General features: G+C 68.8%; 10 protein-coding genes. 7 read left to right on the top strand and 3 right to left on the bottom strand.

The window, feature by feature from the left end; all coding sequences use genetic code 11:
• Positions 1–16: 16 nt before the first annotated feature.
• Complete coding sequence (locus ACFQ91_RS13840) at positions 17–487, bottom strand: pyridoxamine 5'-phosphate oxidase family protein (RefSeq protein WP_198500393.1); 471 nt, start codon at positions 485–487, stop codon at positions 17–19.
• A gap of 177 nt (positions 488–664) precedes the next feature.
• Here ACFQ91_RS13840 and ACFQ91_RS13835 point away from each other — a divergent pair, with 177 nt between their 5' ends.
• The gene (locus tag ACFQ91_RS13835) at positions 665–3,064 is read left to right on the top strand and encodes a thioredoxin domain-containing protein (protein ID WP_198500394.1); all 2,400 of its coding nucleotides are present in this window, start codon (positions 665–667) and stop codon (positions 3,062–3,064) included.
• Positions 3,065–3,085: 21 nt separating this feature from the next.
• Here the strand turns inward: ACFQ91_RS13835 and ACFQ91_RS13830 are convergent, their stop codons facing one another.
• Positions 3,086–4,789, bottom strand: a complete 1,704-nt coding sequence (locus ACFQ91_RS13830; RefSeq protein ID WP_198500395.1) for an ABC-ATPase domain-containing protein — start codon at positions 4,787–4,789, stop codon at positions 3,086–3,088.
• Between the two features lie 96 nt (positions 4,790–4,885).
• Between ACFQ91_RS13830 and ACFQ91_RS13825 the strand changes: the two genes are divergently transcribed.
• From ACFQ91_RS13825 to ACFQ91_RS13810, 4 genes are all read left to right on the top strand, one after another.
• Positions 4,886–5,395, top strand: coding sequence for a toxin-antitoxin system HicB family antitoxin (locus tag ACFQ91_RS13825; RefSeq protein WP_198500396.1), 510 nt, complete (start codon positions 4,886–4,888; stop codon positions 5,393–5,395).
• The gene (locus ACFQ91_RS13820; protein WP_198500397.1) at positions 5,383–6,231 is read left to right on the top strand and encodes a DUF4097 family beta strand repeat-containing protein; all 849 of its coding nucleotides are present in this window, start codon (positions 5,383–5,385) and stop codon (positions 6,229–6,231) included. Before ACFQ91_RS13825 ends, ACFQ91_RS13820 begins: the two co-directional genes overlap by 13 nt.
• 156 nt (positions 6,232–6,387) lie before the next feature.
• A complete protein-coding gene (locus ACFQ91_RS13815) occupies positions 6,388–7,494 on the top strand; it encodes an ABC transporter ATP-binding protein (RefSeq protein ID WP_198500398.1) in 1,107 nt (368 codons plus the stop codon).
• Complete coding sequence (locus ACFQ91_RS13810; protein WP_198500399.1) at positions 7,491–8,321, top strand: ABC transporter permease; 831 nt, start codon at positions 7,491–7,493, stop codon at positions 8,319–8,321. The genes ACFQ91_RS13815 and ACFQ91_RS13810 overlap by 4 nt, the downstream gene beginning before the upstream one ends.
• A gap of 60 nt (positions 8,322–8,381) precedes the next feature.
• Here the strand turns inward: ACFQ91_RS13810 and ACFQ91_RS13805 are convergent, their stop codons facing one another.
• Positions 8,382–9,341, bottom strand: a complete 960-nt coding sequence (locus ACFQ91_RS13805) for an amidohydrolase (protein WP_198500400.1) — start codon at positions 9,339–9,341, stop codon at positions 8,382–8,384.
• Between the two features lie 493 nt (positions 9,342–9,834).
• On the opposite strand from ACFQ91_RS13805, the gene ACFQ91_RS13800 reads away from it, so the two are divergent.
• Positions 9,835–11,985, top strand: a complete 2,151-nt coding sequence (locus tag ACFQ91_RS13800) for a TRAP transporter fused permease subunit (protein ID WP_198500401.1) — start codon at positions 9,835–9,837, stop codon at positions 11,983–11,985.
• A 101-nt stretch (positions 11,986–12,086) separates the two neighbouring features.
• Positions 12,087–13,079 carry a TAXI family TRAP transporter solute-binding subunit gene (locus tag ACFQ91_RS13795; RefSeq protein WP_198500402.1) on the top strand — a complete coding sequence of 331 codons (993 nt, stop codon included), beginning with the start codon at positions 12,087–12,089 and terminating at the stop codon, positions 13,077–13,079.
• Positions 13,080–13,326: the final 247 nt, after the last annotated feature.

Genomic DNA, 13,326 nt, shown 5'->3' with positions numbered 1-13,326 from the left:
TGCCGTGGTCGGCGCCTCACTCCCGCGGGGCGCGCTGGGTGCCGGTCAGCGGAGAATCCCAGGTCCCGGGCTCGGTCACGGGGAAGCGGCGGCCGGTGACCTCCTCGGCGAGGATGCGCACGAAGCGATTCTTCTTCCCCGCCTGCCACGGGGTGACGTCGAGTGAGATCGTGTCGAGCAGCTCATCGGTGCGGTTGATCGGCTTCGCCGTGCCCTTGACGACGACGCTCCACGCCTCCCCGGCCTCAGGGTCGAAGCCGTCGACCTCGAAGGCCACCTGCGGGTGGTCGTGGATCGCGTCGATCTTCGTGCCCTCCCCGGAGCGGAAGACGATCGACGAATGCTCGAGAGCGTAGTTGACGGGGAAGATCTCCGGGTGGAGGTCCTCGCCCTCGCCGACGATGACGGCGAGGCAGCCGATCGTCGTGCTGCGCAGGCTCTCCCAGGCTTCGTCCGCGTCGAGGACCATATTCGGATCAGCGTTCATCGCGTTGCCTTCCCTTCGGCGCGGGCGGCGGGACGTCGGAATCGCTCGCCATCGCCGCGCTTTTCTACAGAGTGTAGAAGAGTTGGCGGCGGAGCGACAGTGAATGCCGCGATGCGACCTCAAGAGTCTCGAAGTCGCCCCCTCGCGGTCTCCGGCGCGAAGTGAGAGGGTGGAGACATGGCCAACGAACTTGCCGCATCGACGAGCCCGTACCTCCGTGCCCACGCCGACAATCCCGTCGACTGGCGGATGTGGACGAAGGAGTCCCTCGCCGAGGCGGCCCGCCGCGACATCCCCCTCCTCATCTCAATCGGCTACTCCACCTGCCACTGGTGTCACGTCATGGCCCACGAGTCCTTCGAGGATCCCGCCGTCGCCGAGATCATCAACGCCGGATTCCTCCCCATCAAGATCGACCGCGAAGAGCTGCCCGACGTCGACTCCCACTACATGAACGCCCTCCAGGCGATGCGCGGGCAGGGCGGCTGGCCGATGACGATCTTCGCGACCCCGACCGGCAGCCCGTTCTACGCCGGCACGTACTTCCCGCCGTCCCCGCGCGGCAACGTCCCCTCGTTCACGCAGGTCCTCGACGCGGTGTCCCAGACGTGGACGGACCGCCGCGCCGAGGTGACCGGGATGTCCCAGCGCATGGACCGCGGCCTGGCCGACATGGCCACCGCCGTCACCGATGCGATCCCCGCCGAGGCGGCTGCCGAGGCCCTGACGCCCGAGGAGCTCGACGTCGCCGCCTCGGCGCTGCTCGACTCCTATGATCCGGCGTGGGGCGGGTTCGGCACTGCGCCGAAGTTCCCGCCGTCGATGAACCTCATGCACCTGCTCGCGACGTTCGTCCGCCACGGCGGAACCACCTCGGCGAAGGAGACGGAGGGGCTCGCCGTCCTCGGCGCCGACGGCCATCTCACCGGCGACCTCGCTCTCGACTGCCTCATCGCCGCCCGCAGCACCTTCGCCCACATCGCCTCCGGCGGCATGCGCGACCAGGTGCGCGGCGGCATCGCCCGCTACAGCGTCGACCGGCAGTGGTTCGTCCCGCACTTCGAGAAGATGCTCTACGACAACGCTCTCTACCTGCGGGCAGTCGTGCGCTGGGCCGAGGTCGAACGCGCCCTCAACCCGGCATCGAAGTGGCTCGCGCTTGCCGAGCGGGAGCTCGCTGACACCGCCGATTTCATGATCGCCGACCTCTCTGCTGGGGACCGGTTCATCGCCGCCCTCGACGCCGATTCGCCCGGCGCCGACGGGCGGCTCGAAGAGGGGGCTGCCTACGTCGTCACGCACGACGAATTCGCCGAGGTGGGTGGGGCGGGAGTGCTCCAGCTCGTCGATTCCCCGGCGGGCGCAGACCTGCCCGGCCTCGTCGTCGCGGCACCGCGGATCGTCGACTGGCTCGGCATGGACGACGTGCCCTTCGACGCCGACCATCCCGCACCGTGGGCGACCGAGGCGACGCAGGCGCAGGTCACAGCGCTGCGGACGCTCCTCGACGCGCGGCCCCAGCCGGCCAGGGATGAGAAGACGATCACCGAATGGAATGCGCTCGCCGTCACCGCACTCGCCGAGGCGGCCCTCTACTCCCATCCGAGTGCGGCGTCGACGGCGTGGGGGAGCGTCGCGACGATCTTCTGGGAGTCGATGGTCAACCGCTTCATCACCGGGTCCGGCGATATCGAGTCCGAACCCGCCGAGATCGTGATCCCCGGCGTTGGCGACCTGCCGGTGCGGCGCAGCTTCACGGGTGCCGATCCGGGCCCGGGGGCGGCGGGGCTGACGGACTGGGCGCAGATGATCGTCGCCGGTGCCACCGTGCTGCAGCTGCGCAGCGCGGGCCTCGCCGAGGGTGCCGGCAATCGCGCCGACACCGGTGTCGGACTCGACGACACCCTTCTCACTCCGGCCGGGCTCGCCGAGCTCGGCACCGAAATGCTGCGGAGGTTCACGAACTGGGACACCGAGGCGGAGGCCGGGCGCGCGGCACCGGAGGTCGATGCAGGTGCTTCGGGCGGCCGGGGAGAGGCGGTCGAGACGCTCGAGGTCTTCGATGCTGAAGCCGACGACATCCTCGGCGTGCGCGGATCCGATCCCGTCGACAACGCCACGCCCTCGGGGCGCGCGGCCGCTGCGGAGGCGATGCTGCTGATCGGCGAGCTGGGAGTTGACGGCGGCACCCCTGCTCGGGGCCGCCTCGGCGAGGAAGAACCGAGCGTCGGTCAGGCCGAGGGAACGCTCACGAGCAGTCAGGCGATCGATGTGCGCGATCGTCTGCTCGGGGTCTACCGGGCGCTGGCCGGTCGGGCGCCGCGCGGAGCCGGGCATGCGCTGTGGCAGGCCGAACGCGCCCTCGCTCCGGTCCGGGTCGCCAGTCGCGACGACGCTCTGCTCACGTTCGCCGCGAAGCACCCCGCGGTCACCCTCCTCACCGACTCGACCGGTGTGCCCGGGCCCGACGGGGACGAGATCCCCGTGCCCGAGGGGGCGGCGATCGTGTGTCGTGGCACGGTCTGCTCGCTGCCGGTGACGACGACGGCGGAACTCGCCGCGCTGCTCAATGGGTGAGGGCGAGGCGGCCGCGGCCCCTCACTCGGGGATGAGGCTGAGCCCCCGGTAGCGGTTGAGCGCGGCGGCCATCTCCTGTGCGCGCGGCCGGGCGACGTGACCGGGATGCCTCCGGTGCCCGGTGAGGCCGTCGATGCCCTGCGCGTCGAGCATCGCCTCGATCTCCGCGAGCGCCTCGACGACGGAGACCTTCCCGTCGAAGATCCTCGCCATGTACTCGAGCGACTCGGCGATGCCGTTCGTCTGTTCGGGGTCGACGAGCTGGGAGACGGCGGCGAGGTCGATGAAGCTCTTCCCGAACTGGATGAGGTCGAGCCCCTTCGCCTTCGCCGTCTTCGTCTTCCCCGCGGGATGGAGGGCATCGGCCGTGGGGATCCGCGGCGGCGGATCGCCGAAGACATCGGGCCCGGCATCCGAGCTCTCGATGGCCAGCTGATCAGGCGTGACGCCGACGAGTTCGTGGGCCTGCTGCGTGACGTCGGCGGGCACGTAGGCATTCATCGCGATGACGAGGTCGGCGACCTCGAAGAACGCACTCGACCCGCCGGCGACGAGCACCGTGGAGACCCCGCGCTCCCCGAACAGGGGTCGGACCCGGTCGACGAACGGGGTGATCGGCTCCCGGTCGGCGGGGATGAGCGCGCGCATCCGCTCATCGCGGATCATGAAGTTCGTCGCCGAGGTGTCCTCGTCGATGAGGAGGGAATGCGCGCTCGCCTCGACGGCTTCGACGAGGTTGGCCGCCTGTGAGGTCGATCCGCTGGCGTTCGTCGTCGAGAAGAATCTCGTGTCCGTGCCGGATGGCAGATTGTTGATGAACGGTGAGATGTCGTCACCGGTCACTGCGCGTCCGTCCTCGGCCCGGATCGCGGTGGCCGTCGGCTCGGTGATGACCCATTCCCGCCCGTCACCGGCGACGTGCGGATAGACGCCGCGCTCGAGCGCGCGCAGAATCGTCGATTTGCCGTGGTACCCGCCGCCGACGATGACGGTGACACCACGGGGGATCGCCATGCCCGTGACTTGGCGTCCGCTCGTCAGGTCGAACGTGCGCTCGAGACTTGCCGGGCTGCGGAAGGGCACGGCCGCCGCAGCGTCCATGGGCCGATCCGAATCACCCGAGCGGCGGGGCAGGAGCGCGCCGTTGCCGACGAACCCGACCAGGTCATCCTCGCCGAGGCGGTCCCGCAGCTCCGTCTGATCGCGCAGGAGCTGCACGTGGTCGGCCAGCGCCTGGCCGTCGATGTTGTCGTAGAGGAACATCGCCCGGGCGAGATCGATGACGTCGCGGGTGACGGTGTCGGCGGCCTGATGACCGAGGATGCGGCGTCCGCGGGCCGGCAGATTGACGAGCAGGCGGGCCTCGAAGCCGTCATCGTCGATGATGACGTTCGTCCGTTCGAGCACTTCCTGGCCCGGACGGCCGAGGTTGATCGACCGCCCGTGGTCGCGCCGGATGACACCATTGCCCACCCGCAGGAGGTAGTCGGAGGCGGCGATCCGATCGAGGCGGCCGGTCGTGAGATCGGCGGGGAACCCGGCATCGGCGCGGCTGACGCGCACACGCACCTTCGACGGAGAGGCGAAGGGATCGACCTGGACGCGATCGACGATGAGGGTGACCGGGCCGAACGTGTACTGCCCGGTGATCTGCTTGTAGTTGCCGTAGCTCTTGCCGTCGAGACGATGGAGGGTATCTGCCAGCTGCGATCGTTGGGGACTCATCTTCGCCATGCTACGCGACAACTGTCGTTGCGCACCGAGAAATTTCTGGTGTCATCGGTCTTGCATGTGACACCATAATGGTGTCATCATGGACTCATGAACATCACGCGCCATGTCGAGCAGCTCCAGAACCAGCTCACCGCCGCAGCCGCAGCCGGCGATGACACCACTCGCGATGTCGCCGAGCGACTCGTCACCGCCCTCGAACCTGCGGCGCGCGTGACGATTCTCGATGCGCTCACCGATGCCAGTGCGGAACTCACCTCGGCGATCGCCCCGGCCGTCATCGATGTCCGCCTCCGCGGGCGCGACATCGACTTCGTCGTCGACGGGCTGCCCGCACCTCGGGGCGACGGGGGCGATGCGACGATCGCGCAGCCGGCGGCTGAACAGGCCGCCGCCGACGTTCCCGTCGACCTCGACGACGCCAGCACCTCGCGGACGACGCTGCGGCTGCCCGACTCGATCAAGGCGCGCGCCGAGCAGGCGGCGAAGGCCGAAGGCATCTCGCTCAACGCATGGCTTGTCCGTGCCGTGGCCGCAGGTCTCGACACTCGCGGCACCGAGCGAACCCGAACCAGCAGAATCTCAGGATGGATGCGATGACTCAGTACACGACCATGACACGACCGGCGATCACCGTCGACATCCCGGCCGGCGCTCTCCTCGTCACCGCCGGTGAACGCGACGGCGTCGACGTCACAATCGAACCGACGAACCCCGACCGCGCCGTCGACTGCGAGGCCGCCGAGCGGATCTCCGTGACCGAGGGCGATGGCACTCTCGGCATCGTCGGGGAGAAGCGGCTCCTCCTCGGCGGCAAGGGCTCGGCCGATGTCCGGCTCGAGGTCCCCACCGGGACCGACCTCGACGTGGCGATCGGCGCGGGATCCATCCGGCTGCGCAACCACGTTGGTGCCGTGAGAGTGAAGGCCTCCGCCGGCGACGTCACTGGTGACACCATGGTGTCACTGACGGCGAAAGTCAGCGCGGGAAGCCTCGCGGTCGACGAGGTGACCGACGGCGTCGATGTCCGACTCTCCTCCGGAGATGCCCAGCTCGGACGGATCGGCGGGGAGGCGCACATCAGGTCGGCTCACGGGTCGATCCGCGTCGGCGAGTTCGCCGGCACGGGAGAGCTCGCCACTGCGACCGGCACCATCAGCCTCGACGGCGTCGACGGCGATGTCAGGGCCGCCTCGGGGCACGGCTCCGTGCGGGTGCGCCGGGCCGGCAGCGGCCGCCTCGATCTCGAATCGTCGTTCGGCACCATCGAGGTCGGCGTCGCGGCCGGCGCGCCGGTGTGGATCGACGCGGACTCGAAGAACGGAGTCGTGCGCACCGACCTCGAAACCGACTCCGGACCGCTCGGCGACGAGCTGCCCGTCGAAGTCCACGCCCACACGAAGTTCGGCGACATCATCATCGACCGCGCCCAGTAACCCACCGACCTCCCCGAGGTCGAGCCCATCAGCCGCTGTCGCGGCACATCATCACAGCGCACCAGGTCAAGCGACCGGGCGTGGCGTCGTGCACCCGAAAACAGGTCGGCGCACCGCCGCCGGCCCACAGAAGACCATGAGAACAAGGAGGATCCCATGTCGGATCTCGCCACCGAACCCGGAACCACACCAACCACCAGACCTGCCATCAGCGTCCGAGACCTGCGGAAGGCCTACGGCGACAAGACCGTCCTGGCAGGCATCGACCTCGAGGTCGCCCGCGGCGAAGTCCTCGCCCTGCTCGGTCCCAACGGGGCCGGGAAGACGACGACGGTGAACATCCTCTCCACACTGCAGCGCCCCGACAGCGGACGCGCCGAGGTGTTCGGTCGTGACGTCGTGTCCGCGGGGGCCGATGTGCGCCCGCTCATCGGTCTGACCGGGCAGTTCTCCGCCGTCGACGGTCTGCTCACCGGCCGGGAGAACCTCGCCCTCGTCGCTGCCCTCGCCCACCTTCCGGCAGCGGAGCAGACGGCGCGGGTCGACGAGATGCTCGAGCGCTTCGACCTCGGTCCCGCGAGTCGAAAGCAGGCATCGACGTACTCCGGCGGCATGCGCCGCAGGCTCGACCTCGCGATGACCCTCATCGCCCGGCCGAGCCTCGTCTTCCTCGACGAGCCGACGACCGGCCTCGACCCGCGCAGCCGCCGCACGATGTGGGACATCGTCGGCGAGCTCGTCGCCACCGGGGTGACGATCTTCCTCACGACGCAGTACCTCGACGAAGCCGACGAGCTCGCGGATCGCATCGCCGTCCTCGACGATGGGAAGATCGTCGCGAACGACACCCCGTCCGGGCTCAAACGACTCATCCCCGGTAGTCGCATCGACCTCGCCTTCGCCTCGGCGGCCGATCTCGATCGAGCGCAGAGCCTCTGGCCGCAGGCCGTCGGCCGGGCCGAGGCGCTCGCGCTCTCCGTCCCCGGTGATGGGGGAGCAGCACACCTGCGGCAGGTCCTCGGCGGATTGGAGTCCGCCGGCATCGAACCGTTCGGACTCACCGTGGAGACGCCCAGCCTCGACGACGTCTTCTTCGCTCTCACTGGGCACGGGGCACGCGCGACCGATGCCGATGCCGGCCCGAACGACACCGGAGACGACGAGGTCGATGCGGCCGCGGATCCGGTGGACAACCTCGGCGAGAGAAGTGATGGCACCCACCCGACCGGCACCTCGACACGGCACGGAAGGACCGAACGATGACTCAGACCCCCACGACACCGCTGACCGCGGCAGCTCCTGAGCCGGCGCGCCACCCGATCCGCTGGGCATGGGCGGACACGGCGACGATGGTCAAGCGGCAGTTCGTCCACGCGGTGCGCTACCCGGTGTTCATGTTCCTCGTCGGAGCCCCGATCGTCATCCTCCTGCTCTTCGTCTACGTCTTCGGGGGAACCCTGGGGCGAGGGCTCGGCGGTGATTCCGGTGACTACCTCGCCTACGTCATGCCGGGCATCATCGTGCTCACCTTCGTCGGCGGCATGCAGCTGACGGCGCTGTCGATGTCGCAGGACATGAGCGAGGGGATCGTCACCCGGTTCCGGTCGATGTCGATCTCGCGCGGCGCGGTCATGGCCGGTCACGTCATCAGCAATGGCCTGCAGCAGGTCGCTGCCGTCCTCCTCGTCCTCGGTCTGGCGCTCATCCTCGGCTTCCGGCCGGCGGCGGACGGACTCGACTGGCTGGGCCTCGTCGGCTTCTGCCTCCTCCTCATCGTCTCCCTCGGCTGGCTGTCGGTCGCACTCGGCGTCATGGCGAAGTCGGTCGAAACGGCGAGCAATGTGCCGATGCTCTTCATGCTCCTGCCGATGGTCGGCTCCGGGTTCGTGCCCACGGACACGATGCCGCGCTGGATGCAGATCTTCGCCGACGCCCAACCGTTCACGCCGATCATCGAGACGATCCGCGGACTGCTCATGGGCACGCCGCTCGGCAGCAGCTGGTGGATCTCGCTGCTCTGGATCGTCGGCCTCGGCGTGCTCGGCTATGTGCTCGCCCGGGCGGCGTATGAGAGGAGAGCCGCCAGGTAGGACGGGCCGGCGACGGGAGCGTCCCCGGCGATTCTCAGGCCGTTCCGGACGGGCGCCGGCTCAACTCGTGCGGGCTCGTCGCCCGAGGTAGAAGTCGGCGGCGTTGGACCAGAAGACGGCGTCGACTTCTGCGGGCGTGAGCACCTCGCGGACGAGGTCGAAGTCGGAGTCGGCGAACGGGCGACGAGCCCGCGTCGACGGCAGATCGGTGCCGACCATGAGCGCGGACGGGTCGGTGTCGACGATGCGCCGGATCACCTCGGCGGGGTCGAGGTCGACCCGACCGAACCCGGTCGCCTTGACCTTGACGCTCTGTGCGACGAGGCGGAGGAGAGTGTCGACGCCGTCCCGGTGCATCCCGAGGTGGTCGATGCTCACGGCCGGCAGAGCCGCGATCCGGGCGGCAAGATCGTCATCGATCGTGCGCGCGTCGATGTAGAGCTCGGTGTGCCACCCGGCTAGGTCATGGACGCGGCGGGCGAAGCGATCGAGGTCGCCCAAATCCGCGGAGCCGCCGCGGGCGACATTGAAGCGCAGGGCGCGCACGCCGGCGGCATCGAGGTCGAGGATGCGCTCGTCGCTCGTGTCGGCCGGCAGCTGTGTGACTCCGGCGAACGTCGGGCCGAGCTGCCGCAGCGCCTCGACGAGGTAGCCCTGGTCGAAGGCCTGGAACGACCCCGAGACGATCGCGCCGCCGGCGACGGTGAAGGTGGAATCGCTGAGGCCTGAGGCGGCGTTGCCGGGGTCGGCGTCGTTGGGATCTGGTGTGCCAGGGTCACGGGTTCCGGCGTCGGGGGTGCCGGGGACGAAGCCGTCGGGGTCACTGGTGCCGGCGTCGGGGGTGCCGGGTTGATCGTCGCTGACTCCGCCGCCGCGTCCACTGTCGCTGAGTCCACCGACGCGCGCGACGTAGTCGGCGACCGTGAACGGGTCGGGCAGATACCCGTTGTTCTCGACGAGCGGGTGCGCCGGGTCGATGATGTGGAAGTGCGCGTCGAAGACCCGCTGAGTTTCGGCCATGGTCCCAACCTACACAGGGGCTGGGCGACATCTGCGCCGCTCGTTCAACATTTGGCGTGAACATCGACGGGTTGCGTGCAGCAGTGGCCGCTCGTTCAACAGTTGGCGGGAAAAAGTGGTCCCCGAAGACGACTTTTTCGCGGCAAGTGTTGAACGACGCCCGGTGCCGGCATCGGCGCGCAGTTCACGCGTGCCCGGCGCCCCGGCACCCGCCAGTCCCGAATAGCGGCACCCTGCGTAACGATCACGCTAAATCCCGCCCGGATCGTCCCGATCTGCCGGAACCGGCAGGTCCTCTCGGTATATTGTGAGTCAACTCACATTCTCAAGTGCGGTGACCAGCGCCGGTCGACTCCACGAGGAGGTGAGCCGACCCGTGCCGACCGACCACCACACGCCAGACACCAGACACCACACACCACCTGCACACCACCATCGCCCCACACCACCGCCCCACCCCGACCGCCGACCCAGAGAGACCGAAGGGACACCGATGTCCGAGCGTCTGTCCGCGACTGCCACCAGTCCGCTTCCCCAAGCGAACGTCGACGACCTCATCGCCCAGTACGACGAGGAACTCCCGCAGCGCAGGCTCACGCGCCGACTCGACCTGGGTGTGAGCATCGTCTGCTTCCTCATCTCCCTCTACGTCCTCAACCAGGTGTTCTTCCCGCTCCGGCAGGGCAACCAGTACTACCTCATGTGGTTCCTCGCCTTCGTCCTGCCCCTCGTCTTCATCTGCTACCGCCCCGGGTTCGGCCGGCGGAAGGAAGCGGGCGCGCACGCAGCGGAGGCCGCTGCGGAGGCGACCACCTCGGCGCCGGGGACAGCACGGAAAGCCAAGCCTGCCCGCTCGACGGACAACCCCTCGGTCATCGACTGGATTCTCGTCGTCCTCACCTTCCTCACCTGCGCCTACCCGGTGCTGCCGTTCTTCTCCGGCGGGTTCAACGAGTTCCTCAACCGGCAGGGCTCGCTCGACCCGCTCGACGTGACGATGGGCGGCATCCTCATGCTCCTCATCCTCGAAGCGACGCGGCGGACGACCGGCCTCATCCTCCCGATCTTCTGCGTCGTCTTCTTCCTCTACAGCTACTACGGGGCCTACATCCCCGTCGGCTGGCCCGGTTCGCACGCCGGCCAGAACTTCGACCAGATCATCAATGCCCTCTACAACGACGCCTCGGGCTTCTACGGGATCCCGCTCGACGTCGCCGCGACCTACATCGTCCTCTTCACGATCTACGGCGCCGTCCTCGACAAGACGGGAGCGGCGAGCTTCTTCATCGACCTCTCCTTCTCCCTGTTCAAGAAGTCGAAGGCCGCCCCTGGGCGCACCGTCGCCCTCTCCGGCTTCCTGCTCGGCACGGTCTCGGGATCGGGCACTGCGACGGCCGTCTCCCTCGGCGCGGTCACCTGGCCGGTGCTCAAGAAGGCCGGCTACCCGAAGGAGAACGCCGGCGGCATGCTCGCCGCCTCCGGCATCGGCGCGATCCTCTCCCCGCCGACCCTCGGCGCGGCCGCCTTCATCATCGCCGAACTCCTCAACGTCTCCTACGGCCTCGTCCTCCTCTGGGCGGTCGTGCCCACCCTGCTCTACTACCTCGGGATCTTCCTCGCCATCGAGATCGACTCCCGCAAGATCGACGTCGACTACCGCCCGCCCACCGGCCTGCGCTCGTGGCCGATCCTCAAACGCGGCTTCTACCACTTCATCTCACTCGGCATCATCGTCGTCTTCCTCGCCCTCGGCATGGCCCCGTTCAAAGCGGTCGTCTACGCGACCCTGGTGGGCATCGGCTTCGGCATCATCGAGATCGTCCTCGCCCACCGCGGGCAGCCGAAGACGATCCTCCGCGCGATCTGGGACGTCATCTTCGGCGCCCTGTCGACGGGCATCCGCTCGGTCCTGCCGGTGACCAGCGTGTGCGCAGCCGCCGGCATCATCGTCTCGACGATCACGAAGACCGGGCTCGGCCAGGTCATCTCCGACATCCTCGTCAAGGGCGCGCAGGCGATCTCGACGAACCCCACCGCGGTCATCGTCTTCACCTGCATCTTCGCCGCGATCGCCGTGACGATCCTCGGCCTCGCCGTGCCCGTGACCGCATCGTTCATCATCAGCTGGGTGATCGTCGGACCCGCCCTCATCTCGCTCGGCGTCCCCGAGGCGGCGGCCGCGATGTTCATCTTCTACTACGCCGTCCTCTCCGAGGTGTCTCCGCCGACCGCGCTCGCCGCCGTCGCCTCGGCCGCGATCACCGGAGGCCGTGTCATCGCGACGATGTGGCAGGCGTGCAAGTACGCGATCCCCGCCTTCCTCGTGCCCCTGGCCTTCACGTTCACCCCCGAGGGCGCATCGCTCGTCGCCCAGGGCGGATTCCTCGGCGCGCTGTGGACGGGCGTGGTCTCTGCGTTCGCCGTCGCCGCTCTCGCCGCCGGCGCCGGCGGGTGGATCATCCGCCGCGCGGGTTGGCCCGAGCGCATCCTCTGCTTCATCGCCGCCGGCGCCCTCCTCTACCTCCAGCCGCTGTCGATGATCGTCGGCTTCACCGCCCTGATCCTCGCCGTCATCGTCCACCTCATCCTCCGCCGCCGTCCCCGGCAGACGGACCAGACCCCCGCCGAGGCGGCTCTGCCGTGAGCGATGCCCGTGACCTCGATCCCGCCATCGTCCAGCACCGCACCGACCACCCCCGCACCGACCAGCACCGCACCGACCACCACTGAGAAAGGGAAGAGCCCATGAAGAGAACGAAGATGTTCACCGTCACCGCGGCCGCCGTCGCCGCGGTCCTCGCGCTGAGTTCGTGCGGCGGCAAACGCGAGAACACGCCCGCGGCCTCGGGCGGAGACGGCTGCACGGCCGCGTCCGGGCAGATCACGATCGCGACCGGCAACTCGACCGGCGTGTACTACGTGCTCGGCGGCGGTCTCGCCCAGCTCATCTCCGACAACACGGACCTCAAGGCGACCGCCGCCGAGACCGGAGCCTCGGTGCAGAACCTCCAGCAGCTGGCGGCCGGCGACTACGACATCGCCTTCTCACTCGCCGACACCGCCGCCGACGCGGTGTCGGGCAACGCGGACTTCCAAGAGCCCGAGGAGATCTCCGCGCTCTCGCGCATCTACGACAACTACACCCAGGTCATCGTCCGCAAGGATGCGAACATCAAGACGATCGAGGACTTCAAGGGTAAGACGATCTCGACGGGCTCCCCGAAGTCCGGCACCGAGGTCATCGCCAACCGCCTCATCGAATCCGCGGGCCTCGCCGACGCCGATGTCACGAAGCAGCGGCTCGACCTCGCGAAGACCGTCGACGGGATGAAGGACGGCACGCTCGACGGCATGGTGTGGTCCGGGGGACTGCCGACGGCAGGCGTCACCGACCTCTTCACCTCCAACGGCGGCGACGTCGAGTTCCTCGACATCTCCCCCCTCGAGGGACAGATGAAGGAGATCAACCCCGTCTATGAGGTCGCCGAGATCCCCGCCGACACGTACACCGGCGTCGGGGCGGTCAACACGATCATCACGCCCAACGTCCTCATGGTCCGCAACGACATGGACGAGGGCACCCAGTGCGCCCTGACGAAGCTGATCTTCGACAAGAAGGCCGACCTCGAGAAGGTCCACGCGGCGGCGAAGGACATCAAGCTCGACACGGCGATGCCGCCGGAGCCGATCCCGCTCGCCCCGGGTTCGCAGACCGCGCTCGACGAACTCAACAAGTAGGCGCGCCACGCGGACGACCCCGGCGCCAAGTCAGCGAGCCCGGCGCAGAGGGGGCGGCGCTGAGTTGGCGGGCAGAGGGGCGAGTGCTGAGGGGCCAGTGCTGAGGGGGCGGGCAGCTCCCGATCACGGCGGAGTGCGGATAGCGGGTGGTGCACCACCCGCTAAACACCAACCCCCCACACCAACCCGAAAAGAAAGGGCAAAGGGGCAAAAAAAAAGGCGTGGCGGGGGGAGGGGGCACCCACGC

It is taken from the genome of Brevibacterium sp. NPDC056726 (assembly GCF_042790515.1).
Taxonomy (GTDB): domain Bacteria; phylum Actinomycetota; class Actinomycetes; order Actinomycetales; family Brevibacteriaceae; genus Brevibacterium; species Brevibacterium sanguinis.
This window is presented reverse-complemented; position numbering and strand designations above follow the sequence as displayed.